The following is a 22025-nucleotide window of genomic DNA, read 5'->3' as shown; positions in this document are numbered from 1 at the left end:
CGCTTCAGGTATTTGTTGGCGACGGCGTCCAGGGAGATCCTGAGCGAGCCCGCGACCGCCGCCCAGCTCAAGGACACCCAGCATATGACGCTGCTGCTCCAGGACGGCGCTGCCTTCAAGTCCTTCTTCGACAAGCAGGTCGCCTACTGGGGCAAGGTGGTGCGGGACAACAATATCAGGGCATGAGAGACCGTGCCCGGGATTGCCATCCCGGGCCCGATGTCAGGTCCGGTGCGCTCGCGCGGGCCTGAGCGTCAGAGCATCTTGCCGACGATCTTTGTCATATCCGCTGCCGAAAACGCGCGCAGCGTTTCAGTGCGGACATTGCCGAGTGCGCTGATACTAAGGCTGAGCGACATCGCGGCAGCTTCATCTGGAGCCTCGAGAACGGTCACAACGTCATATCGTCCCTGCGTCCAGACGATCTCCTTCACAGTCACGCCGAACGTTTTGGCCATCTCCTTGAAGGCGTCGGCCCGCTTCGGCGAGTCCTTGACGTTGCGGGCTCCCTGATCCGTGAAGTTTCCCAGCACAACATAGGTTACCATGGTCGTCCTCCCTGGTTAGAGCTTGAGGAAGCCGCGCGGAGCTTGCCACGCCGGCTGAGACGGCGCTACCTGCGCGTTGGAACGTCAGCAGATGCGACTTATTCGGTCAGGACAATGGCCGTGCGAAACTGAGCTCATGGCCGTCTGGGTCGGTGAGATGGAAGTAGCGCTCACCCCATTCGGCATCACGGGGGATGGTCGACGGCTGCCACCCGGCAGCGCGCGCCTGTGCGTAGGTCTCGTCGACATCGGCCACGTAGAAGATGACGCGGCCCCACCAGGACCAGCGCTTGTCGTCCGGCTGCGCCGTCAGGTTGAGATAGCCGCTGCCGGCGCGAAAGCTCGTGAATGCCGCGGCCTCGCCGCCATAGAGAAGCTCGAAGCCCAGCGAGCGGTAGAAGCGCACGGCGCACGCCATGTCATGGGTGCCGAGCGTGATGGCGCTGATGCTCTCGATCATGTGGGCTGCTCCGCCGAGAGGGACCTGGAAGCGATTGTATAGCCGCCTTGTTCAGCTTGACGATGGCTTGGCCCGCCTGACGGCTGGCGAACCGCATTTTGCTCTGCTATGACGGGATCGAATCCGTACCCACGGGTTCCGCGGTCCCGTAGCTCAGCCGGATAGAGCGGCGGTTTCCTAAACCGTAGGTCGGAAGTTCGAGTCTTCCCGGGATCGCCATTCCTCTTTTAATGCCCTTGACCTTGAAGATGGTGGATCGGCCTGCGGTCGCAGTCGCCAATCTTCGTAGCCGTAAAATGCCTGTGCGCGATTTGGAGTGAGTCGTACGACCCAGAGTCGTACTTGACGTCGTCTGCGCGTTGAACCACGATTATGCTCATGAGGGTTGTGCGGTTCTCGCGACGAACGGTGTTGGTGCAGGGCTCGTATGGACGATGTAAAGGCTCAAATTCTTTTCGAGAAGCTGGCGGGAACGCGTGACGAACAGGGCGCTGCTGACACAAGCTGAAGACAGCCAATCAATACCCTCCGGCTCCGTGGACGAGGCTGGCTTGGTCTCGGAAACCATCGAGCTGTTGAAAACATCGACTCACCAGGCGCGGCAAGACAACGAATTCTTTCCGCCTTTGGACGTCGCGACAAGCCTCGCGATCTAACAGATCGGGTCATTCGAGTGCTGTAGACGATGAAGTTATCGAGTTCGCTTTCGCGAGCGAGAACCTCGTACTGCCTCACCCAAACCCAGATCTGATAGCGATCCTTTCGGCTGCACGTCGGAAGTTGCCAGACTAAGAATACGGAATATATAGAGAACGACGGTGGAGTGCGATTCGCTCCATGAACGCTTGTCACGATGACTCGCTTGTTTGGATTGAACTGGGTGTATGCAATCGAACATGTTCTGGTGACGGTTATGATCTGACAGTATCTTGAGTCCCGCAAGCAGGTTGGCACGAACTTCAGCAAACTCTCCATTTGAGTTAAACGGAATGCCGCTGGTGGCGAGGAGACCGGCCCCCCAACGCAAATAGGTTTGGATCTTATCGCCCGTGAAGGGATAGTTCGCGGAGCCCGAGACCAAAAATTCTCTCAGCACCCTTCCGAACGTAAAGATTGCTACGTTTGTTATCTTCGACTTTTGCAGATACGCCGCGCGCAGCAAAAGAAGGTTTGTTTTTCCGCATCCCGCGGGCCCAGTCACAAGGTGATTGCCTTCCTTCGGAAGGGAGATCACGGTCTGCTGCTTCTTATCAAGCTCCTCAGGCTTGGTCCACCAGGTCGAGCCCATCATGTCGCTCCAGAAAACGAACAATTCGATAATACAAGCCACGCATCGGCCAATTGCTGCTGCTGAGCGGCCTCAATAACTTGGTATAGACAATCCTCGAGTGCCGCGTGTATCGAACTTGACGAAAACAACCCCTTGAAGAATATTTCTGGTTTTGCGCAAGTCGCCGTCGGCTCCTGTCCCGAGAATGCTTCTATCGAAAGGCAGATGGCCTTCGCCGAAACATCAACGATCTCCACACTTACAATTATGGTTAGCGCCACCGGCAGCGAGTGGGTCGCAGATGGCCGGATTCGAATCTTGAATTTGCTTTTCCTTCCGACTCTTAAGTCGGCGGTTTCCTAAACCATAGGTCGAATGTTCGAGTCATGCCGGGATCGCGATTCCCGTTTTATCGCCGAGTCGCGTAACGCGGCCATCGATCCCTTCGTATCAGGCCGAGATCCGAGCAAAGCGCTTGCGATATTCGGCGGGCGTCACGCCGACATGGCGGGCGAATGCGCGGCGCAACGTGTCCGCGTCGGCAAAACCGCAATGCAGGGCCACTTGCTTGGGCGCTTCGTTTCCGAGTTCCAGCAGGCGCCTCGCCGCGTTGACGCGGGCCTCCTCGACCCAGGTTGCGGGGGTGATTCCGACTTCGGCACGGAATAGGCGCGCAAAGTGACGCGGGCTGATGTCCATGCGCGCTGCGAGGCTCGCGACGCTGTGGTCCAGTCCAGGATTGGCGGCGACCCAGCGCTGCAGTTCCTGCAGTGCGGCACGGCCGGCGGGGACGGTCTCGCCCTTGCGGCTGAATTGCATCTGTCCGCCCGGGCGCTTGAAGAACATGACCAGCTGGCTCGCAACCTTCATCGCCGTCTCGCGCCCGAGATCCTCCTCGACGAGAGCGAGCGCGAGATCGAGCCCCGCAGTGACACCGGCAGCCGTGCGAAGCTTGCCGTCGGTGACGTAGATCGCGTCCCTGTCCACGGTGACTGACGGGTATTTTTCGGCAAGTCGGTCGGCGACGGCCCAGTGTGTCGTGACTCGTCTGCCGTCGAGGAGGCCCGCCGCTGCAAGGAAGAAGGCGCCGCTGCAAACCGACCCGAAGCGCCGGGTCCTGGTCGCCCGCCGGCGGAGCCAATCGGTCACGACGCCGTCAGCCGGCACGTCGCCGGCATGCGGGCATCCCGCGATCAGCAATGTGTCGATGCTCTCCTGGAAGCCGCGATCGATGATCCGGTCCGGCATCAGTCGCACGCCTGAAGAGCTGTGGATCGGGCCGGGCGCCGCCCCAGCCACCAAAAGCACATAGGCCTGATGGCCGGCCTGCACATTGGCCTCGGCGAAAACGTCGAGCGGCCCCGCCACGTCGAGAAGCTGCACCCCGGGCAACGCCACGATCACAACTGTCCTCGGTTTCGGCTTTCCGCTCATGTCCGCCTCGGTCGGTATTTGTCTGTTTTAGACGTATTACGTCAATTGAAGACAGAATAGCGCGGATTTAGCTTGCGGGCGACCAGAGATTTTCAGGAGACCCTCATGCCGCAGATTGCCAAAGCCGCCGCCATTCCCGACAGCAAGCTCGCGCGCGCCATCGCCGACTACATCCGTGACACCGAGTCGGACCTGCTCTTCAATCATTCCAGCCGCGTCTATCATTTCGGCGCGCTGGCCGGCATTCGCCGCGGGCTGAAATTCGACCGCGAGCTGCTGTATGCGGGCGCGATGTTTCACGACATCGGCCTGGTGCCGGGCCATGGCAGCAAGCACGAACGGTTCGAGGTGGACGGCGCGCACGCCGCTCGTGACTTCCTGCGCAGCCATGGCATCTCCGAAGCCGACGCCTACACGGTCTGGACCGCGATCGCGTTGCACACGACGCCGGGCGTGCCGCAGTATATGCATCCCGTCGTCGCTCTGGTGACCGCCGGCGTCGAGATGGACGTTCTCGGCCTCAGCTACGAGGATTATTCCGACGACGAACGCGAGGCGGTGGTGGAGGCGTTTCCGCGAACGCCGCACTTCAAGGAAGACATCATCCAGGCGTTCTACGACGGCATCAAGTACAGGCCGGATACCACCTTCGGCAACGTCAAGGCCGACGTCATCGCCGACAAGGAGCCGCATTTCCATCGCGGCAACTTCTGCAGCGTCATCCGCGGCTCGCATTGGCACGGCTGAGCAGGGCCCGGCGCTGCTGCGCGGCCCCACCGCCTCTTTCTCCAAATCACCGATCGGGAATCATCACATGAGCGACAAGCCACCCCATCTCACGCACGCGACCGGCGCTCCCGTCAGCGACAACCTGAACATCATGACCGCGGGCCGTCGTGGTCCCGCTCTTCTCCAGGACATCTGGCTGATCGAGAAGCTGGCTCATTTCGACCGCGAAGTGATCCCCGAGCGGCGGATGCATGCCAAGGGATCGGGTGCCTTCGGCAGCTTCACCGTAACCCATGACATCACCCGCTATACCAAGGCGAAGATCTTCTCGCAGATCGGAAAGCAGACGCCGATGTTTGCACGCTTCTCGACCGTCGCCGGTGAACGCGGCGCGGCCGACGCCGAGCGCGACATCCGCGGCTTTGCGCTCAAGTTCTACACCGAGGAAGGCAACTGGGACATGGTGGGCAACAACACCCCCGTGTTCTTCTTCCGCGATCCCCTGCGTTTCCCCGACCTCAATCACGCGATCAAGCGCGACCCGCGGACGGGGATGCGCAGCGCCGACAACAATTGGGATTTCTGGACGCTGCTGCCGGAGGCGCTGCATCAGGTCACCATCGTCATGAGCGAGCGCGGCATTCCCAAGAGCTATCGTCACATGCACGGGTTCGGCAGCCATACCTACAGTTTCCTCAACGCTGCCAACGAACGGACCTGGGTGAAGTTTCACTTCCGCACGCAGCAGGGCATCGAGAACCTGACGGACACTGATGCCGAGGCGCTCGTCGGCAAGGACCGCGAGTCTCATCAGCGCGATTTGTTCGGAAGCATCGAGCGCGGTGAATTTCCACGCTGGACCCTGTTCGTGCAGGTCATGACCGATGATGAAGCCAAAGCGTTTCCGTTCAATCCGTTCGATCTGACCAAGGTCTGGCCCAAGGCGGACTTTCCGCTGATCGAGGTCGGTTATTTCGAGTTGAACCGGAATCCGGAAAACGTCTTCGCCGAGGTCGAGCAGGCGTCCTTCTCGCCGGCCCATATCGTCCCCGGCATCGGCTTCTCGCCCGACAAGATGCTGCAGGCTCGTCTGTTCTCATATGGAGACGCGGCGCGCTATCGCCTCGGCGTCAACCATCACCTGATTCCAGTCAATGCCCCGAAATGTCCGTATCACAGCTACCATCGCGACGGTGCAATGCGGACGGACGGCAATCTGGGGAGAACGCCGACCTATTTCCCCAACAGTCACGGCGAGTGGACCGATCAGCCCGATCTCAACGAGCCACCGCTGGAGATAGACGGCGCCGCCGCCCACTGGGATCATCGTGTCGACGACGACCACTATCAGCAGCCCGGAGACCTGTTCCGTAAGATGAACGCGGCGCAGCGGCAGGTCCTGTTCGACAATACGGCACGCGCCGTCGGCGGTGCAGCCGTCCACATCCAGGAGCGCCACATCGCGAACTGCATGAAGGCCGATCCAGCCTATGGCGCCGGCGTCCGCAAAGCGCTGATACGTCTTGCCACGGTTCGCTCGGAATAGGCGCATCGACAGCATCCCCGGGGCTGCTGATTTGTCATGGGTCTTCGTCTCGGTTTGCCAGGGACTCCGGCGCAAAAATTGCTAGAAGCGTGGGGATTCCCTCCCTTTGGCTGACCAGTCGGCCGCCTCATAGCTAGATCCGGAGACCACGATGCCTTTCGACTTGATCCTGCGCGGGGGGCGGGTGATCGACCCGTCCCAGAAGCTCGATGCCGTGACCGACGTCGCCTTTGCCGGCGGCAAGGTCGCTGCGATCGGCGGTGGGCTCAAGGCTGATCCGGGCACGGAAGTGCGCGACGTCTCGCAGCTCATCGTGACGCCGGGGCTGATCGACCTGCACACCCATGTCTACTGGGGCGGCACTTCGCTCGGCATCGATGCCGAGGAATTCTGCCGTCTCTCCGGCGTCACCACGGCGGTCGATACCGGCAGCGCCGGTCCGGGCAATTTCGCCGGCTTCCGCAAGCATGTCATCGAGCCGAGCCAGGTTCGCATCCTCGCTTACCTGCACGTCTCGCATGCCGGGATCTTCGGCTTCTCGCACCGGATCATGGTCGGCGAGAGCGAGGAGCTGCGGCTGATGAATCCGATCGAGGCGGCCAGGGTGGCCGATGCCAATCGCGACCTCATCGTCGGCATCAAGGTGCGCGTGGGCTTGCACTCCTCGGGCACGTCGGGGGCCGTGCCGCTCGACATTGCGCTGGAGGTTGCGAACGAGGTCGGCATGCCCCTGATGGCGCATATCGACCACCCGCCGCCGAGCTATGAGGACGTGCTGGCCCGCCTGCGGCCCGGCGACGTGCTGACCCACGCGTTCCGTCCCTTCCCCAACACGCCCGCGACCGCGCAGGGCACGGTGAAGAAGGCGGTGCTGGATGCGCGCGAGCGCGGCGTGCTGTTCGACATCGGCCACGGCAAGGGCTCGTTCGCCTTCAAGACCGCGCGCGCGATGCTCGCCAACGGCTTCTATCCCGACACCATCTCCTCCGACATCCATCAGCTCTGCATCGACGGCCCGGCCTACGACCAGGTCACGACCATGTCGAAATTCCTGTGCATGGGCATGGAGCTGCCGGACGTGATCGCGGCTTCGACGGTTAATGCGGCGATGGCGCTGCGCCGCCCCGAGCTCGGCAGCCTCAAGCCGGGCAGCGTCGGCGACGCCACGCTTGTTACGGTGAAGCAAGGTCAGTTCGACTACGAGGACGTTGTCGGCGAGCACCTGATCGGTGATCGCAAGATCGTCTCCGAGGGCGTCGTCATCGGCGGCCGCTGGTGGCATCCGAATTGAGCGCCCAGGGATCGAGAGGTGCATCAGGGCGCGCTGTCAGTCGCGTCCCGCTTCCATGATCGCCTTGGCGAGCCGTGCCGGATCGGAGAAGCACAGCTCATGGCTTCCCGGCACCTGCACCAGGCGGAACAGGCCGAGCTTTTCCGACAGCCGCGGATGCCAGGGATGGCTGTGCGGCATCGCGACGTCTTCGGTGCAGTTGATGTAGGATTTGGCCAGCGGCATCTCCGCCGGATTGGTCTTGAGCGCGATCCTGTCGGTGAAGGTCGCCAGCGGATGCGGATTGAGGACGTCGTAGGCGCGCTGCGCCGTCTCCAGATCGGCATCGTTGATGAAGGCTTCGCGCCAGATCGGGAAGGGCAGCACCACCGAGCCGTCGCCTCGCTCGGCCGCGATCGCATCGAACAGACCGATATAGTGCGGCGGCACCATGTCGTTGAGGCATTCGCCATTGTTGGGCACGAAAGCATTCCAGTAGACCAGGCGGCGGATGCGCTCCGGCGCGAGGTCCGCGACGCCGGTGATGACCATGCCGCCATAGGAATGGCCGAGCAGGATGACGTCCTTCAGATCGTTCTCGGCGAGATAGTCGGCGATCGACTGAATCGCCGCCTTCAGCCCGGTCGTCTTGGGGTCGCCCGGGCGGTTGCCCTTGATGGTGGGGGTATGGACCTGATGGCCGGCCGCGCGGATCGGTGCGGCGACGGGCTCGAACTCGGCACCGGTGTGCCAGGCGCCGTGGACGAGAACGTAGGTCGACATGTTGTGGCTCCTCCCAAGGGTGTGGTTAGATCGAGGCCGCGCGGCCTTGTTCGGTGCGGCGCTGCCGTGCGTCAAGTGTGGACCGGCGGCTGGTTTGCCGCTTGGCTGGGAGTGAACCGGATTGGTCTCGGAGTGAACCGATGCAGCAGATCGAGCGCGCCGTTCCGTCACGTCAATCGGCCTGGAATACTGCGGGCGTGCGGCCGACCGAGCAATTCGCCTATTATCGCGAGGCGATCTGCCAGGCCTTCATGAATCTGACGCCGGAGCCGGCGGCCGCAACCGGCTTTCCGGCCAGCGTCGAGCACGTCCGCCTCGGCAATGCTGCGATCAACCGCGTCAGCTTTCCCGAACATTTGGTGCGGCGCTCTGCGGCCGACATCGCGGCATCGGACCGCAGTTGCTTCTATCTCAATTTGAAGCTGGGGGGCCGCTGTCGCATCCAGCAAGATGATCGCGAGATCAGCCTTTCGTCGGGACAGGTCGGCATCTTCGACAGCGATCGGCAGTTCGCGCTTCTGCACGACCGCGGACCACAATTGCGCGTTGCCTCGTTCTGGGTGCCGGCAGAAGTCTTGCGCGAGCGCCTGCCGGCCTCCTTCGACGTCGGAGCAGCGCGCGTCTCCGACGATCCCTTCGTCGGCCATCTCATCGTCGAGACCGCCCGCACGCTCAGCGACGGGGCGCTGCGCATGTCCGAAGACGAAGGCGTGCGGCTGTTCCGGGTTCTGATCGAGTTGGTCGCCGTGAGCCTGTCGCGGCGCGGCCGGGCAGGCGCTGCGGAGTCCGAGAGTCTTGCCGATGCAACCGCGCTGGCGCTGAAGCGCGCCATTCACCGGCGGCTCCGCGAGCCCGGCCTTGCGGTTGCCGATGTCGCTGAAGCCGTCGGCATCAGTGAGCGCTACGTCCACAAGCTGCTGGCGCGATCAGGCTCCAGCTTCACCGACTACGTCATCGACCACCGGCTCGACGGCGCAGCGAGGGATCTCGCGGATTCCGCGATGGCGGACCGTGCGATCGGCGCCATCGCGTTCGACTGGGGCTTTTCGGACCTCTCCCACTTCACGCGGCGTTTCAAGCAGCGCTTCGGCTGCCGGCCGCGCGACTGGCGCGCGCGGTGAGGGGAGTTTGCCTGCGGGCCGCTTATTGCAACGCCGTAGCCCCGATCTCCGCTCGTCGTCCCGGACAAGCGCGCTTCAAGCGCGCGCAGATCCGGGACCCATAACCACAGGATCTGGTTGTCACGCGAAGTCGCAACTCCTAGTCTTCGTCACAACTTCTCCCTGTGGTTATGGGTCCCGGATCGGCGCTCCGCTCCGCTTCGCTTGTCCGGGACGACGAGTTGGGATTGCTGTGCAAGCGTGGGTGCCCCTCCCCGACAGCGACCTGATTACAGCGACCTGGCGATCAGCAGCTTCATGATCTCGTTGGTGCCGCCATAGATCTTCTGGATGCGGGAATCGATGAAGATGCGCGAGATCGGATATTCCTGCATGTAGCCGTAGCCGCCGAACAGCTGGAGGCATTCGTCGGCGGTCTCGACCTGCTTCTCCGAGCACCAGTATTTCGCCATCGACGCCGTGACCGTGTCGAGGTCCTTGGCGACCAGGCGCTCGATGCACCAGTCCACGAACACGCGCGCGATCATCGCCTCGGTCTTGCGCTCGGCGAGCGTAAAGGCGGTGTTCTGGAAGTCCATCAGCGGCTTGCCGAACGCCTTCCGCTCCTTGGTGTAATCGGTGGTGAGCTTGACCGCGCGCTCCATCGAGGCGACGGCGCCGACCGCGAGCGCGAGGCGCTCCTGCGGCAGCTGCTGCATCAGCTGGACGAAGCCCTGACCCTCTTCCTTGCCGAGCAGGTTCTCCGGCGGCACGGTCACGTTGTCGAAGAACAGCTCCGACGTATCGGACGCATGCAGGCCGATCTTGTCGAGGTTGCGCCCGCGCTTGTAGCCGTCCGCGCCCGCGGTCTCGACCACGATCAGCGAAATGCCTTTCGCGCCGGCTTCGCCGGTGCGCGCGACCACGATGACGAGATCGGCGGCCTGACCGTTGGTGATGAACGTCTTCTGGCCGTTGATGACGTAGGAATTGCCCTGCTTCTTCGCCGTGGTCTTGATCGCCTGGAGGTCCGAGCCGGTGCCGGGCTCGGTCATGGCGATGGCGCCGACCATTTCGCCGGAGGCCATCTTCGGCAGCCAGCGCTTCTTCTGCTCCTCCGAGCCGTAGTTGAGGATGTAATGCGCGACGATGGCGCTGTGCACGGAGACGCCGGTCGTCATTTCCGGGACCGTGCTTTCGAGGTCTTCCAGTACCGCTGCGTCATAGGCGAAGGTGGCACCCAGGCCGCCATATTCCTCCGGCACGCTCGCGAGCAGCGCGCCCATCTCGCCGAGCCCGCGCCAGGCGAAGCGGTCGACCATCTTCTGCTCGCGCCATTTCTCGGCATGCGGCGCCAGGTCCTTGGCGAGATATTTCCGGAACTGGTCGCGGAACGTGTCCAGCTCTTCGGTCATCCACGACGATCGGTATTGCATCAGCGCCTCGCTCTCAGACAATCAGGCCGCCGCCGGCGACGACCACCTGGCCGCTGATATAGTTGGATTCCGGGCTGCAGAACAGATAGACGGCATCGGCTGCCTCTTCCGGCGTGCCGCCGCGGCCGAGCGGGATCATCCGCGACATGGCCTCCAGCATCTGCGGCTGCACGCCCACCTTGATGTCGCGGCCGGCGACGTCGATGGTTTTCTGCTGCGCCTCGATCGGCTGGGTCAGGCGAGTGTTGATGAGGCCGAAGGCGACGCAATTGACGTTGACCTTGTAGCGCCCCCACTCCTTGCACATGGTTCGGGTCAGCCCTATCAGCGAGGCCTTGGCCGAGGAGTAGCTCGCCTGGCCGGCATTGCCGTAGAGGCCTGCGATCGAGGAGATGTTCACGACCTTGCGGAACACCTCGCGTCCTTCCTCGGCCTCCTTCCTGGCAAAGACGCGGATCGGCTCGGCGGCCGCGCGCAGGACGCGGAACGGGGCGACCAGATGGACGTCGAGCATGGCCTGGAACTGCTCGTCCGTCATCTTCTGAATGGTGGAGTCCCAAGTGTAGCCGGCATTGTTGACGATGATGTCGAGCCCGCCGAACTTGTCCAGCGCGACGCCGACGAAGCGGTCGGCGAAACCCGCCTCCGAGACGCTGCCGTTCACGGCGACGGCGTCGCCGCCGAGCGCCTTGATCTCCGCCACCACGGCGTTGCCCGGTTCGGCATCGAGGTCATTGACGACGACCCTGGCGCCTTCGCGCGCGAGCTTGAGTGCGATCGCACGTCCGATACCGCGGCCCGAGCCGGTGACGAGCGCGACCTTTCCCTGCAGTTTTGCCATTCCAATGAGTCCTCTTGCTGTCACAGCGCGATAATGGCGCTGCCTTCGAGCTTGACCTCGCCGCGATCATCCCTGGTGGTGAGCGCGAGCCGCGCGCGATTCTCGCCGTTCTCGGCGAACAGCTCGGTCACCGTGCCTTCGCAAGTCAGCCTGGCGCCGAGCTGGGTGATCGAGACGAACCGGGTCGCAAAGCTGCGGAGCTTCGAGGGCGGCACCGCATCCGTCAGCGCCTGCCCGAGACAGGCCATCACCAGCATGCCGTGGGCGAACACGTCGGGAAATCCGGCCGCCCTGGCAAAGTCGATATCGACGTGGATCGGATTATGATCGCCCGATGCGCCGCAATAGAGCGCGAGGGTGTGGCGGGTAATCGGCGGAAAGACCTTGTGGGCGATGCGGTCGCCGGCCTTGATCTCTGCGGACGCCGTCATGACGCCACCTCGTTGCGGACGACGATGGTGCGCGCGGTATCGGCGACATGCACGCCGTCCTGGTTGGTCACCTCGCACCGGATGCCGATCAGCGTCATTGCGCCGCCCTTCTTGTCCGTCACGCTCGCGACGCGTGGCCGGAACGTCAGGGTGTCGCCGACCAGAACCGGCGCGTGATAGGCGAAGCTCTGCTCGCCGTGCAGCACGCGGGCGAGGTCGATGCCGAGCGCAGTGAACATCTCGAAGGGATCGTCGACGTCCATCATTTCGAGGCAGAACAAATAGGTCGGCGGCACCGGCATGCCAGTGAATCCGGCCGCGCGCGCCGCATCCGAGTTGCGGTAGACCGGATTTTGTTCACCCAGCGTGTTGAGGAAGTAACGGAGACGACCGGGCTCCACGCGCGCGGTGACGGGCGTGAAGCTGCGCCCTACGGCGGACTGATCGACCATGCCGATATCAATGGCGCTTGTAGAGCGTGACGACGCAGGCGCCGCCGAGGCCCAGATTGTGCTGGAGCGCGACTTTGGCACCCTCGACCTGCGTGGAACCGGCCGTGCCGCGTAGCTGCCGCGTCAATTCGTAGCACTGCGCAAGCCCGGTGGCGCCGAGCGGATGTCCCTTCGACAGCAATCCGCCGGACGGATTGGTCACGATCCGGCCGCCATAGGTGTTGTCGCCGTCATTGATGAACTTGCCGGCCTCGCCCTCGCCACAGAGACCCAGGGCCTCGTAGGTGATGAGCTCGTTGTGGGCAAAGCAGTCGTGCAGCTCGACGACGTCGAGATCGTTCGGCCCGATGCCGGCGCTCTCATAGACCCGGCTTGCCGCCTCCTTCGCCATGTCGTAGCCGACCAACTGCATCATGTCGCCGGCCTTGAAGGTCGAGGGGGTGTCGGTGGTCATGGCCTGCGCCGCGATGCGCACCTCCTTGCCGATGCCATGCTTGTCCGCAAACCGCTCGGACACCAGCACGGCCGCGGCGCCGCCGCAGGTCGGCGGGCACGCCATCATGCGCGTCATCACGCCCGGCCAGATCACCTGGTCGTTCATCACGTCGTCCGCGGTGACCTCCTTGCGGAAGAGCGCGAGCGGATTGTTCCTGGCGTGCCGGCTCGCCTTGGCGCGCACCTTGGCGAAGGCGTCGAGCGGGGTGCCGTATTTCTTCATGTGGCTCAGCCCGGCGCCGCCGAAATAGCGCAGCGCCAGCGGAATGCCGGGGGCGTCGATCAGCTGGTCGGCAGCCGCGTCGAATTCCTCGAACGCGCTCGGGCGATCGGTGTAGACGCTGCCGAGCGCGCCGGGCTTCATCTGCTCGAAGCCGACCGCCAGCACGCAGTCGAGCGCCCCGCTCGCGATCATCTGCCGCGCCATGAACAGCGCGGTCGAGCCGGTCGAGCAATTGTTGTTGACGTTGACGATGGGGATGCCGGTCATCCCGACATGGTAGAGCGCGCGCTGCCCGCAGGTGGAATCGCCGTAGACGTAGCCGACATAGGCCTGCTCGACCTTCTCGTAGCCGAGCCCTGCGTCGGCGAGCGCGAGCTTGGCCGCTTCCGTCCCCATCTCGTGATAGGGCGCGCTGGCGCCCGGCTTGGCGAAGGGGATCATGCCAACCCCCGCGACGACGACGTCAGACATCGCTTCCTCCTAGTAAATTACCCATTGGACTTTTTCTTACCCGTGGGTAACATATCGGCCGATGTCCTCCGGAGTCAACCGATCAAGCATGGATTCAGCGCCGCCCGCTCCGCCCTCATCGCCGCCGCCGTCGCCCTGGCTGCCGTTCGAGAGTCGCCGCCGCGCCCGCGACGAGAAGCGCGAGGCGGTGCTGCGCGCCGCCGTGCAGCTGTTCCTGGAGCAGGGCTATCATCGCGTGACGCTGAACGAGGTCGCCGAACGGCTGAACATCACCAAGCCCGCGCTCTATAATTACTTCCGGGGCAAGGACGAGATCCTGTTCGAATGCTGGTCGATGGGCGCCGAGCTCGTCGACAGCGTCATCACGGAGATCAACGCCGGCGGCGGTTCGGGCCTCGCCAAGCTGCGCAAGCTGGTGCACGCCTATGCCGGGCTGATGGCGACCGACTTCGGCGCGAGCCTGGTGCGTTTCGACCTGCGCGACCTGACCGAGCGCAACGCGGGTGTCGCGCGCGCCGCCAAGAAGCGCATCGACGCCACGTTTCGGCAATACATCGCCGGGGGCATCGACGACGGCTCGATCAGGCCTTGCGACCCCAAGCTTGCAACGTTCGCGATCGCGGGCGCGCTCAACTGGATCGGCCATTGGTATCGCCGTGACGGCGGGCTGACGCCGAGCGAAATCGCCGACGAGTTCACGGTTCGGCTGACGGATGGCCTTGCGACCGCGGGCCGGCAGCAGATGACAAAGAAGACGCCGAGGACGCCGCAACGGCGTAACTCAGGGCGCGCCACGACTGGGAAGAAGCGCACAGGAGGAGGAACGCGATGAACATCACACATGGGTTGCGGCGCGCGCTGCAGATCAATCCGAACGGGCCGGCCACCGTCTATGGCCAGCGGCGCCGCAGTTGGGGCGAACTCGGCGAACGCGTTGCCAGGCTGGCCGGCGGCCTGCGCACGCGCGGCGTCCGGGACGGCGATCGCGTCGCCGTGCTGTCCTTCAACTCGGACCGCTATCTCGAACTCTATCTGGCGACCGGCTGGGCGGGCGGCGTGATCGTGCCGCTCAACATCCGCTGGAGCGCCCTCGAAAACGAGGATGCGCTGCGCGACTGCCGTGCCTCCGTGCTGCTGGTCGACAAGGCGTTTGCGCAGGTCGGCGCGCAGCTCGCCGGCGCCATTCCGGGGCTGAAGCTGGTCTATGCCGACGACGGCGAGGTGCCGGCCGGGATGGAGGGCTATGAGGATCTGGTCGCGGGCAACGCTCCGGTCGCCGATGCCATGCGCAAGGGCGAGGATCTCGCCGGCATCTTCTACACCGGCGGCACTACCGGGCGTTCCAAGGGCGTGATGCTCAGCCACCAGAACCTGATGGCCAACGCGCTCAATGCTCTCGGCGAAGGACTGTTTCCAGCGAGCACGACCTATCTGCATGCGGCGCCGATGTTTCATCTCGCCAACGGCGCGGCGATGTATTCGCTGCTGCTCTCCGGCGGCTCGAACGTGATCGTTCAGGGTTTTACGCCCGAAGGCGTGATGTCTGCGATGCAGAACGAGCGGGTCACCGACGTGCTGCTGGTGCCCACGATGATCCAGATGTTCGTCGATCACCCCGCGATCGGAAACTACGACCTGTCGTCGCTCAAGCACATCATCTACGGGGCCTCGCCGATCAGCGAGGCGGTGCTCGACCGTGCCGCGCGCGCGCTGCCGCATGTGCGTTTCACCCAGGCTTACGGCATGACCGAATTGTCGCCGATCGCGACGCTGCTGCATTCCGGCGAGCATGTCGGGGAGGGACGCAGAAAGGGGCGACATCGCGGCGCCGGCCGCGCCACGCTCGGCTGCGAGGTGCGGATCGTCGACGAGAACGATCAACCCGTGCCGACGGGCACCGTCGGCGAGATCGTGGTGCGCGGTGACACCGTGATGATGGGCTATTGGGAGCGTCCCGAGGAGACCGCGCGCGCCGTCGTCGACGGCTGGATGCATACCGGCGACGGCGGCTACATGGACGAGGACGGCTTCATCTATGTCGTCGACCGCGTCAAGGACATGATCATCTCGGGCGGCGAGAACGTGTACTCGGTCGAGGTCGAGAACGCGCTGGCGCAGCATCCGTCGGTGCTGCAATGCGCGGTCATCGGGATTCCCAATGAGCAATGGGGAGAGCAGGTCCATGCCGTCGTGGTCAGACGCAGCGGCGTGGAAGTTTCGGCCGGCGAGCTCATCGAGTTCACGAAGACGTTGATTGCCGGCTACAAATGTCCCCGCAGCATCGAGATCACGGAGACACCGCTGCCGCTGTCGGGCGCGGGCAAGGTGCTGAAGCGCGAGCTGCGCAGGCCGTTCTGGGAGGGGAGGGAACGGCGGGTCAGCTGACGGTTCCCGCTCACGTTGGGGCGCTGATGCCTGCGACAAGCGCGCGGAGTTTCATGTTTTCAGATCGCGGTCGCGCGGGTACCATTGGCGCGATTCATCGGGAACATTCAGTCTTGGTCGAGACGCGCGAGCTCAAGCTCGACATCGAGCGTATCGGGACGGTCTCGGCGATCCTGACGCAGCCGGACCGGGCGCGCGCCTGCTACGTGCTGGCGCACGGCGCCGGTGCGGACATGCGGCATGTCTTCATGGAGAAGGTCGCAGCAGGCCTCGCGAGCCGCGGCATCGCGACGTTCCGCTTCAATTTCCCTTACATGGAGAAGAAGCTGGGGCGTCCCGACCAGCCGGCGGTCGCGCACGCCGCCATCCGCGCGGCTGCGGAGGAGGCGGCGCGGCTCTGTCCCGGATCGAAGCTCGTTGCCGGCGGCAAGTCGTTCGGCGGGCGCATGACCTCGCAGGCGCAGTCGAAGGCACCGCTGCCCGGTGTCAAAGGGCTCGCTTTCCTGGGCTTTCCCCTGCATGCCGACAAGAAGCCGTCGAGCGAGCGCGCCGAGCACCTCGCCGGCGTCGCAATCCCCATGCTGTTCCTGCAAGGTACGCGCGATGGCCTTGCCGATCTGAGCTACCTCAAGCCTGTCGTCGAGAGGCTCGGCGCGAGGGCAACGCTGCATGAAATCGCGGGCGGCGACCACTCCTTCGCGGTGCTGAAAAAGTCCGGCCGCAGCAATGAGGAGGCGCTTGCGGAAGTGCTCGATACGCTGGCCGCCTGGATCGACGAACTCGCCTGAACTTCACGCCGCATAAAGCCCCTTGTCGCGCGCCTTCTGGATCGCCAGCGCGGCGATCAGGTCGAGCGTCGGCGTCGACAGGCCGGCAGTGCGCGCGAAGGCTTGGGGCGCCTTCACCAGCACGTCGATCTCCATGGCGCGGCCAAGCTCGTAATCCTGGAGCAGCGACGGCTTGTGATTGGGGGCGGAGCCGCTGCGGGTCACGCGCTTGACCTCGGGAATGAAGTGCTGGGCGATCTCGTTGGCCTCGCTCAGCATGCGTGGAATCACCTCGGCAAAGGCCGGGTCGTCGCGCACGCCACGCGCGGTCTGGCCGGTGAGCAGGCACAGCACCGACAGCGACATGTTGGTCAGCAGCTTTGACCAGATCGCCTCGCGGATCTCGGCCACCGGCGGCGATTCCAGCCGGGCATCGTTGAGGACGTTGCGGAGCATCGTGATGCGCTCGCAATGGCGATCGTCGCATTCGCCGATCAAGACGCGATTGCGGTCCGGCGTCAGGTTCTGCACCACGCCCGGCGCGGTCACCTCGTTCGAGGAGAAGATCACGCCGCCGATGATGCGCTCCTCCGGGATGCAGGCGCGCAACCGCCCGCCGGGATCGAGGAAGGAAATGTCCGGCGGCGTCGGGTGCCGCGGCGGCAGGCCGATGCCGTACCACCAGGGAATGCCGTTCTGCGCGAACACGATCGCGGTGTCGTCCTGGAGCAACGGCTTGATGCTGCCGACCAGCCCCGGAAGCGCGGTGGCCTTCAGCGTCGAGATCACGACATCCTGCGGGCCGAGCTGGGCCGGATCGCCTGTTGCGTTCACCTTGGCGCCGACCTCGGAATCGCCGACGCGCAGCTTGAGCCCATTGGCGCGAGCCGCCTCCAGATGCGCCCCCCGCATCACGCAGCTGACCTCGTGGCCGGCGCGCGCCAGCCGGACCGCAATGTGGCTGCCGACGGCGCCCGCGCCGAAAATGCAGATGCGCATGATGATGTCCCGTACCTGTGATGCCGCCCCGGCGCCAGCATGACACAAGCCGCCATGCGATGGGCGCGGCCGCCCCACGCCGGAAAGATATGGATCAGGATGCGCCGTCTCGGTCATAGTGCGCGGCAAACAGACCGACCGGAGGATCGCCGATGACTGCCAGCCTCGTCCTGTGGACTCTCGACGAGCGTGGGGTTGCGACCGTCACGTTGAACCGGCCGGAAGTGAACAACGCCTATGACGGCGCGCTGATATCAGGCGTGCTCGCGGCCATGGACGATCTCGGCAGAAAGCCGAACCTGCGCGTCGTCGTGCTCAGGGGCAACGGCAGGCATTTCCAGGCCGGCGCTGACCTCAAATGGATCAACGGCGTGCGGCCGCAATCGGTTGAAGCGAACGAAGCGGCGTCGCGGGCCACTTTCGAGGCGGTGCAGCGGCTCAACACGCTGCCGATCCCGACCGTCGCGCTGGTGCAGGGCGGCTGCTTTGGCGGCGGTACCGGCGTGATCGCGGCCTGCGATGTCGTGATCGCCGCCGACAACGCCCTGTTTTCGATCACGGAGGTGCGCTGGGGTCTGACCGCCGCGATCATCATCCCGCAGCTCTGCGACGCCATTAGTGTACGACAAGTCCGCCGCTACGCACTGACCGGCGAACGTTTCGGCGCAGAGGACGCCCGCCGCATCGGCCTCGTGCACGAGGTGGTGCCGCTCGCCGAGCTGGAGGCCGCCGGCAGCAAGGCGGTCGAGCAACTGCTCGCCAACGGGCCCGACGCAATGGCTGAAACCAAGAAGCTCGCGCTGGAAAGCTCGTTCGGCGGCATGGCGGTGGACGATGCCGCTTACACCCGGCTCGTGCACCTGCATTCGCTCAAGCGCCAGAGCGCCGAGGCGGCGGAAGGGCTGGCTTCGTTCGCGGAGAAGCGGGCGGCGAACTGGGGCGGCTAGGCCGCCCGCTCTTTCGTCCGCAGCGATTGACGAGTTTTCATGAGCGCAAAACCCAGCAGATTGAGCCCGGGCCAAGCATGCGGGTCTCCGGCTCGCTTGTCGTCGGCGGCAAGACCGATTCCCCAAATGCTGTCGACGGGACTGGCTTCCACAAGGACGGTCTCGCCGGTCGCGAGCAGCCAGTCTCTGAGCTCGGGATTTTGACCGAACTTTGCCAGATTGCCGCGCACTGCCACATCGAAGCGATGAGCGATCCAGCGCTCATCGTCGTAGTTTTTCACCAATCGACCGAGCTTTTTCGCCTGCGATGGAGCAGGTGCAGCAAGGATGGCGTCGAGGGTGTCTCGATCCCCAAAGAGTTCGGCTTTCTGCGCCATCATGTAGTGTTCGGCCGTTGCATAGGCCTGGCCATCAATGATGAACGTCGCTGGCCACCACTGGCTGAGCACGTGCTTGTCGACCCTGTGATCCTTGGGCGTGTGTCCCCAGAAGAAAAGAAACTCCGCAACCCATCCAGAGCTGACGGCACTCTTCAGTGCGTCCAACCCGTCGATTTGCATCCATCCTCTCCTTCCATCATCATGGTACGCTCAGCAGCCGCGGCAGATGTTGTTGATGCTGCGGTAGACTGCGTCGTCATCCTGCCGCAGCTGGCGCATCGTTTCGAGTGTCTTGCTCTCGTCCGCCGCAGGTGCAGGTTTGCGCTTTGTAGCCAGCTCTTCCTCCTGACGCTTGTAGCAGGCCTCGCGATCAGGCTTGGCCTGGATGAAGCGGCAGTTCTGCTCGAGGGCTGCGGCGGGCGTGGTTGAGAGCGCGAGGACGACGACGGCGGGCAGGGCATGTTTCAAGAGCATCGAATCCGTTCGTTGAGATGAGCGCGGCACATGTAGCCCGGATGAGCGAAGCGACATCCGGGAATGCAGCGGGCGGTCCCGCATATCGCTTCGCTCATGCGGGCTACGGCCTCCGCCTACATGGTGTACCTTCTCTCAGGTCCATTCTGCGAGAGCAACCGCCATCTTGTGACACCTTCGCGACGCAGCCTACAGCGACCGCGCCAGTAACGTTTTCAGTAGGGTGAGCAGCGCCTGCACCGCGGCGGCATTGCGCCGCCGCTCGGGAATCGCGGCCTTCACCCACAATTCGGGAATCGGAAAGTCGCGCAGCACCGGCTTGAGCGTGCCGTCGCGTAATGAGTCCGCGACGAGATAATGCGAGAGCAGCGCGATCCCGTTGCCAGCGATGGCGCTGTGCGCCAATACATGGCCCTCGTTGGACGACAGCAGCGGGCTGACCTGGACGCTGATGCGGCCGCGCGGTCCGTCGAAGACCCATTCGGGGCCGGTCGGCATGAAACTGAGGCAGCGATGCTCGACGAGGTCGCGCGGATGTTTTGGTGTGCCGTGCTTCTTCAGGTAAGCCGGCGAGGCGCAGAGCAGCCGCTTCAGCGGGCACAATGGCTCGTCGATGACGCCGCCGAAGGAATGCGGGAAGGCGCCGATGGCGATGTCAAAACCTTCGGCCACAGGATCGACCGGACGATCGATCAGCACGATCTCGAGTTTTAGCCGCGGGTTCTGGGTCTGGAAGGCGCTGAAGGCATCGGCGAGGCGCGCCACCGTCAGCGAGGTCGGCGCCTTGATGCGCAGGTGATCGACGAGGTCGTGGCCCTTCTCGCCCATGCGCGAGAGCAGGTCGGTGGCGTCGGCCACGACACCACGCGCGCGATGCACATAGCGCTGCCCGGCTTCGGTGAGCCGCAATTGCCGCGTCGAACGATGAAACAGCGGCGTGCCGATTCGGGCCTCCAGTTGCGTGACGCGCTTGGCGACGACCGAGGTCGAAACATTGAGCTTTCGTGCAGCGGCGGAGAAACCGGCCGCATCCGCGGTGGCGAGGAAGGCCTGAAGGTTCACCAGGATGTCCATGTCCACCTTTCTCGATTCGCGAAAGCTGATCGCGTATTTTGGTGGATTGTAGCTTGCTGCGCGTTAATTCATAGTCGCCCTCAAGCAAGAGATTTCGGGAGCGGACGCGCCATGCGGGCCACGATGATCGAAGAGCCGGCACGACAAGTGCCGCTCTATGGCGAATACGAAGTTGTCGTGCTCGGCGGCGGACCGGCCGGCATCGTGGCGGCAGCGTCAGCGGCGCGCGCGGGACGGAAGACGCTGCTGATCGAGCGTTACGGCTTCCTCGGCGGCATGGGCACCGCGGCCGGCGTCACCAATTTCTGCGGCCTGCACGGCAATGTCCACGGCGAGCACCGGCGGCTGGTGCAGGGCCTGGCGTCGGATCTGCTGGCGCGGATCGAGCGGCTGAACGGCCTCAACACGCCGCATCTGATCCTCGGCAAGGTCTTCGCGCAGGCCTATGACACCGCCGCGTACAAGATCGCCGCTGACCAGCTTCTCGCCAGTCACAAGGTGCATATCCTCTTCCATGCGCTCGGTGCCGGCGTCGTGATGGGCGATGACCGCCGCATCGACGCGCTGCTGGTCGAGACCAAGGCCGGCCGGCAGGCGGTGCGATCGGAAATCTTCATCGACTGCTCGGGCGATGGCGATCTCGCCGTGTGGGCCGGCGCGCCGTTCGAGATCGGCGACGAACACGGCCATCCGCTCTATCCCTCGATGATGCTCCGCCTCAACGGCATCGATCCCGGGAAGGCGGGCGAGGCCTGGCGGACCATCCCGCAGCTGATGGAGACGGCGCTCGCGGCCGGCACGCACACATTCCCACGCAAGAGCGCCATCGTGCGGCCGCAAAAATCCGGCATCGAATGGCGCGTGAACTTTACGCAAATCGCGCGCGAGGACGGCCACGCCATCAACGGCATCGAGCCCGACGATCTCACCCGCGGCGAGATCGAGGGCCGCAAGCAGGCGCTCGCCGCGTTCGAATTCCTGCGCAGTGCCGTGCCGGGCTTTGAAAATTCCTACATCGTCGACCTGCCGCCGCAGCTTGGTATCCGCGAGACCCGCCGCATCGAGGGCGGCTATCAGCTCAGCGGCGAGGACGTGCTCGGCTGCGCTTCGTTCGAGGACTCGATCGGCGTCAATGGCTGGCCGATCGAGGCCCATGTTCCCGGCGACGTCGTCTTCACATTTCCGCCAATTCCGGAATCCCGCGGCTACAACGAGCTGCCCTACCGGATGCTGGTGCCCCAAGGCGTCGAAAATCTCCTGGTCGCCGGCCGCTGTGCCTCGATGACACACGAAGGCCAGTCGGCGGCGCGGGTCTCCGGTGCCTGTTTCGTGATGGGCGAGGCTGCCGGTTCCGCAGCTGCGCTGGCGCTCTCCGGAAACCGAATCCCGCGTGACATCCCCATTGAAAAGCTGCAGGAAACGTTGAAGCAACAGGGCGCCTTCATCGGGCGGGACCAGGCCGTCCCCGAAGGGCTGTAGCGGACTGCAAGACAACGACGGCGGAGGAATT

At 64.2% G+C, this 22025-nt stretch carries 24 protein-coding genes and 1 tRNA gene; 11 read left to right on the top strand and 14 right to left on the bottom strand.

Features of this window, described 5'->3' with window-relative positions; all coding sequences use genetic code 11:
- The first annotated feature begins 15 nt into the window (after positions 1-15).
- Positions 16-186, top strand: a complete 171-nt coding sequence (locus tag EDE08_RS38665) for a hypothetical protein (protein ID WP_245524928.1) — start codon at positions 16-18, stop codon at positions 184-186.
- Between the two features lie 68 nt (positions 187-254).
- On the opposite strand, the gene EDE08_RS30290 is transcribed toward EDE08_RS38665, so the two are convergent.
- Positions 255-548: a GYD domain-containing protein gene (locus EDE08_RS30290; protein WP_131872573.1), complete on the bottom strand. Its 294-nt coding sequence runs from the start codon at positions 546-548 to the stop codon at positions 255-257.
- A 106-nt stretch (positions 549-654) separates the two neighbouring features.
- Entirely contained in the window at positions 655-1008 is a 354-nt protein-coding gene (locus EDE08_RS30285; protein ID WP_131872571.1) for a VOC family protein, read from the bottom strand.
- A 142-nt stretch (positions 1009-1150) separates the two neighbouring features.
- Here EDE08_RS30285 and EDE08_RS30280 point away from each other — a divergent pair.
- A tRNA-Arg gene (locus tag EDE08_RS30280) sits at positions 1151-1227 on the top strand.
- Positions 1228-1699: 472 nt separating this feature from the next.
- Here EDE08_RS30280 and EDE08_RS30275 read toward each other — a convergent pair.
- Both EDE08_RS30275 and EDE08_RS30270 read right to left on the bottom strand, forming a co-directional pair.
- Complete coding sequence (locus EDE08_RS30275; protein ID WP_131872569.1) at positions 1700-2299, bottom strand: hypothetical protein; 600 nt, start codon at positions 2297-2299, stop codon at positions 1700-1702.
- A 429-nt stretch (positions 2300-2728) separates the two neighbouring features.
- The gene (locus EDE08_RS30270) at positions 2729-3712 is read right to left on the bottom strand and encodes a GlxA family transcriptional regulator (protein ID WP_131872567.1); all 984 of its coding nucleotides are present in this window, start codon (positions 3710-3712) and stop codon (positions 2729-2731) included.
- 105 nt (positions 3713-3817) lie between these two features.
- Here EDE08_RS30270 and EDE08_RS30265 point away from each other — a divergent pair, with 105 nt between their 5' ends.
- The 3 genes from EDE08_RS30265 to EDE08_RS30255 all read left to right on the top strand — a co-directional run bounded on the left by EDE08_RS30265 (position 3818) and on the right by EDE08_RS30255 (position 7278).
- Complete coding sequence (locus tag EDE08_RS30265) at positions 3818-4459, top strand: HD domain-containing protein (protein WP_131872566.1); 642 nt, start codon at positions 3818-3820, stop codon at positions 4457-4459.
- Between the two features lie 67 nt (positions 4460-4526).
- Entirely contained in the window at positions 4527-5987 is a 1461-nt protein-coding gene (locus tag EDE08_RS30260; RefSeq protein ID WP_131872564.1) for a catalase, read from the top strand.
- Positions 5988-6138: 151 nt separating this feature from the next.
- Positions 6139-7278 carry an amidohydrolase/deacetylase family metallohydrolase gene (locus tag EDE08_RS30255; protein ID WP_131872562.1) on the top strand — a complete coding sequence of 380 codons (1140 nt, stop codon included), beginning with the start codon at positions 6139-6141 and terminating at the stop codon, positions 7276-7278.
- 36 nt (positions 7279-7314) lie between these two features.
- Here EDE08_RS30255 and EDE08_RS30250 read toward each other — a convergent pair whose 3' ends face one another.
- Positions 7315-8040: an alpha/beta fold hydrolase gene (locus EDE08_RS30250; RefSeq protein ID WP_131872560.1), complete on the bottom strand. Its 726-nt coding sequence runs from the start codon at positions 8038-8040 to the stop codon at positions 7315-7317.
- A 140-nt stretch (positions 8041-8180) separates the two neighbouring features.
- On the opposite strand from EDE08_RS30250, the gene EDE08_RS30245 reads away from it, so the two are divergent.
- Positions 8181-9161: a helix-turn-helix domain-containing protein gene (locus tag EDE08_RS30245; RefSeq protein WP_131872558.1), complete on the top strand. Its 981-nt coding sequence runs from the start codon at positions 8181-8183 to the stop codon at positions 9159-9161.
- A gap of 269 nt (positions 9162-9430) precedes the next feature.
- Here EDE08_RS30245 and EDE08_RS30235 read toward each other — a convergent pair whose 3' ends face one another.
- From EDE08_RS30235 to EDE08_RS30215, 5 genes are read right to left on the bottom strand one after another with little or no spacing between them, the layout of a single operon-like run.
- Entirely contained in the window at positions 9431-10576 is a 1146-nt protein-coding gene (locus tag EDE08_RS30235) for an acyl-CoA dehydrogenase family protein (RefSeq protein WP_131872554.1), read from the bottom strand.
- Between the two features lie 13 nt (positions 10577-10589).
- Positions 10590-11417: an SDR family NAD(P)-dependent oxidoreductase gene (locus EDE08_RS30230; protein WP_131872552.1), complete on the bottom strand. Its 828-nt coding sequence runs from the start codon at positions 11415-11417 to the stop codon at positions 10590-10592.
- Positions 11418-11437: 20 nt separating this feature from the next.
- Positions 11438-11848, bottom strand: a complete 411-nt coding sequence (locus EDE08_RS30225; protein WP_131872550.1) for a MaoC family dehydratase — start codon at positions 11846-11848, stop codon at positions 11438-11440.
- Positions 11845-12300, bottom strand: a complete 456-nt coding sequence (locus tag EDE08_RS30220) for a MaoC family dehydratase N-terminal domain-containing protein (protein ID WP_131872548.1) — start codon at positions 12298-12300, stop codon at positions 11845-11847. Before EDE08_RS30220 ends, EDE08_RS30225 begins: the two co-directional genes overlap by 4 nt.
- A 7-nt stretch (positions 12301-12307) precedes the next feature.
- Positions 12308-13489 carry a lipid-transfer protein gene (locus EDE08_RS30215; RefSeq protein ID WP_131872546.1) on the bottom strand — a complete coding sequence of 394 codons (1182 nt, stop codon included), beginning with the start codon at positions 13487-13489 and terminating at the stop codon, positions 12308-12310.
- An 88-nt stretch (positions 13490-13577) separates the two neighbouring features.
- Between EDE08_RS30215 and EDE08_RS30210 the strand changes: the two genes are divergently transcribed.
- From EDE08_RS30210 to EDE08_RS30200, 3 genes are all read left to right on the top strand, one after another.
- Entirely contained in the window at positions 13578-14321 is a 744-nt protein-coding gene (locus EDE08_RS30210; protein WP_131872544.1) for a TetR/AcrR family transcriptional regulator, read from the top strand.
- The gene (locus EDE08_RS30205) at positions 14318-15874 is read left to right on the top strand and encodes an acyl-CoA synthetase (protein WP_131872542.1); all 1557 of its coding nucleotides are present in this window, start codon (positions 14318-14320) and stop codon (positions 15872-15874) included. The genes EDE08_RS30210 and EDE08_RS30205 overlap by 4 nt, the downstream gene beginning before the upstream one ends.
- Positions 15875-15987: 113 nt before the next feature.
- Positions 15988-16662, top strand: a complete 675-nt coding sequence (locus tag EDE08_RS30200) for an alpha/beta hydrolase family protein (protein WP_502700650.1) — start codon at positions 15988-15990, stop codon at positions 16660-16662.
- Between the two features lie 3 nt (positions 16663-16665).
- On the opposite strand, the gene EDE08_RS30195 is transcribed toward EDE08_RS30200, so the two are convergent.
- On the bottom strand, positions 16666-17640 hold the full coding sequence (locus tag EDE08_RS30195; RefSeq protein ID WP_131872538.1) for a ketopantoate reductase family protein: 975 nt from the start codon (positions 17638-17640) through the stop codon (positions 16666-16668).
- A 152-nt stretch (positions 17641-17792) separates the two neighbouring features.
- On the opposite strand from EDE08_RS30195, the gene EDE08_RS30190 reads away from it, so the two are divergent.
- Positions 17793-18587 carry an enoyl-CoA hydratase-related protein gene (locus tag EDE08_RS30190; protein ID WP_131872536.1) on the top strand — a complete coding sequence of 265 codons (795 nt, stop codon included), beginning with the start codon at positions 17793-17795 and terminating at the stop codon, positions 18585-18587.
- On the opposite strand, the gene ybiA is transcribed toward EDE08_RS30190, so the two are convergent.
- The 3 genes from ybiA to EDE08_RS30175 all read right to left on the bottom strand — a co-directional run bounded on the left by ybiA (position 18584) and on the right by EDE08_RS30175 (position 20515).
- Positions 18584-19147 (bottom strand): riboflavin biosynthesis intermediates N-glycosidase, encoded by a 564-nt coding sequence (gene ybiA / locus EDE08_RS30185; RefSeq protein ID WP_131872533.1) that lies wholly within the window; start codon positions 19145-19147, stop codon positions 18584-18586. The two genes, EDE08_RS30190 and ybiA, sit on opposite strands and share 4 nt — an antisense overlap.
- A gap of 30 nt (positions 19148-19177) precedes the next feature.
- Positions 19178-19441, bottom strand: coding sequence for a hypothetical protein (locus EDE08_RS30180; RefSeq protein WP_131872531.1), 264 nt, complete (start codon positions 19439-19441; stop codon positions 19178-19180).
- A 189-nt stretch (positions 19442-19630) separates the two neighbouring features.
- Positions 19631-20515: a LysR family transcriptional regulator gene (locus tag EDE08_RS30175; protein ID WP_131872529.1), complete on the bottom strand. Its 885-nt coding sequence runs from the start codon at positions 20513-20515 to the stop codon at positions 19631-19633.
- Between the two features lie 111 nt (positions 20516-20626).
- Here EDE08_RS30175 and EDE08_RS30170 point away from each other — a divergent pair, with 111 nt between their 5' ends.
- Positions 20627-21994 (top strand): FAD-dependent oxidoreductase, encoded by a 1368-nt coding sequence (locus EDE08_RS30170; RefSeq protein WP_131872527.1) that lies wholly within the window; start codon positions 20627-20629, stop codon positions 21992-21994.
- The last annotated feature ends 31 nt before the right edge of the window (positions 21995-22025 follow it).

Origin of the sequence: Bradyrhizobium sp. R2.2-H, assembly GCF_004346455.1 — a bacterium.
Taxonomy (GTDB): Bacteria; Pseudomonadota; Alphaproteobacteria; order Rhizobiales; family Xanthobacteraceae; genus Bradyrhizobium; species Bradyrhizobium diversitatis.
This window is presented reverse-complemented; position numbering and strand designations above follow the sequence as displayed.

What these genes read in the sequence shown, in the direction of transcription:
- EDE08_RS30290 (WP_131872573.1), bottom strand. Translation starts at nt 548, where the DNA reads ATGGTAACCTATGTTGTGCTGGGAAACTTCACGGATCAGGGAGCCCGC.
- EDE08_RS30215 (WP_131872546.1), bottom strand. Translation starts at nt 13,489, where the DNA reads ATGTCTGACGTCGTCGTCGCGGGGGTTGGCATGATCCCCTTCGCCAAG.
- EDE08_RS30170 (WP_131872527.1), top strand. Translation starts at nt 20,627, where the DNA reads ATGCGGGCCACGATGATCGAAGAGCCGGCACGACAAGTGCCGCTCTAT.
- EDE08_RS30250 (WP_131872560.1), bottom strand. Translation starts at nt 8,040, where the DNA reads ATGTCGACCTACGTTCTCGTCCACGGCGCCTGGCACACCGGTGCCGAG.
- EDE08_RS30265 (WP_131872566.1), top strand. Translation starts at nt 3,818, where the DNA reads ATGCCGCAGATTGCCAAAGCCGCCGCCATTCCCGACAGCAAGCTCGCG.
- EDE08_RS30195 (WP_131872538.1), bottom strand. Translation starts at nt 17,640, where the DNA reads ATGCGCATCTGCATTTTCGGCGCGGGCGCCGTCGGCAGCCACATTGCG.
- EDE08_RS30260 (WP_131872564.1), top strand. Translation starts at nt 4,527, where the DNA reads ATGAGCGACAAGCCACCCCATCTCACGCACGCGACCGGCGCTCCCGTC.
- EDE08_RS30275 (WP_131872569.1), bottom strand. Translation starts at nt 2,299, where the DNA reads ATGATGGGCTCGACCTGGTGGACCAAGCCTGAGGAGCTTGATAAGAAG.
- EDE08_RS30245 (WP_131872558.1), top strand. Translation starts at nt 8,181, where the DNA reads ATGCAGCAGATCGAGCGCGCCGTTCCGTCACGTCAATCGGCCTGGAAT.
- EDE08_RS30210 (WP_131872544.1), top strand. Translation starts at nt 13,578, where the DNA reads ATGGATTCAGCGCCGCCCGCTCCGCCCTCATCGCCGCCGCCGTCGCCC.
- EDE08_RS30230 (WP_131872552.1), bottom strand. Translation starts at nt 11,417, where the DNA reads ATGGCAAAACTGCAGGGAAAGGTCGCGCTCGTCACCGGCTCGGGCCGC.
- EDE08_RS30255 (WP_131872562.1), top strand. Translation starts at nt 6,139, where the DNA reads ATGCCTTTCGACTTGATCCTGCGCGGGGGGCGGGTGATCGACCCGTCC.
- EDE08_RS30225 (WP_131872550.1), bottom strand. Translation starts at nt 11,848, where the DNA reads ATGACGGCGTCCGCAGAGATCAAGGCCGGCGACCGCATCGCCCACAAG.
- EDE08_RS30235 (WP_131872554.1), bottom strand. Translation starts at nt 10,576, where the DNA reads ATGCAATACCGATCGTCGTGGATGACCGAAGAGCTGGACACGTTCCGC.
- EDE08_RS30180 (WP_131872531.1), bottom strand. Translation starts at nt 19,441, where the DNA reads ATGCTCTTGAAACATGCCCTGCCCGCCGTCGTCGTCCTCGCGCTCTCA.
- EDE08_RS30220 (WP_131872548.1), bottom strand. Translation starts at nt 12,300, where the DNA reads ATGGTCGATCAGTCCGCCGTAGGGCGCAGCTTCACGCCCGTCACCGCG.
- EDE08_RS30285 (WP_131872571.1), bottom strand. Translation starts at nt 1,008, where the DNA reads ATGATCGAGAGCATCAGCGCCATCACGCTCGGCACCCATGACATGGCG.
- EDE08_RS30175 (WP_131872529.1), bottom strand. Translation starts at nt 20,515, where the DNA reads ATGGACATCCTGGTGAACCTTCAGGCCTTCCTCGCCACCGCGGATGCG.
- EDE08_RS30190 (WP_131872536.1), top strand. Translation starts at nt 17,793, where the DNA reads ATGACTGCCAGCCTCGTCCTGTGGACTCTCGACGAGCGTGGGGTTGCG.
- EDE08_RS30205 (WP_131872542.1), top strand. Translation starts at nt 14,318, where the DNA reads ATGAACATCACACATGGGTTGCGGCGCGCGCTGCAGATCAATCCGAAC.
- EDE08_RS30270 (WP_131872567.1), bottom strand. Translation starts at nt 3,712, where the DNA reads ATGAGCGGAAAGCCGAAACCGAGGACAGTTGTGATCGTGGCGTTGCCC.
- ybiA (WP_131872533.1), bottom strand. Translation starts at nt 19,147, where the DNA reads ATGCAAATCGACGGGTTGGACGCACTGAAGAGTGCCGTCAGCTCTGGA.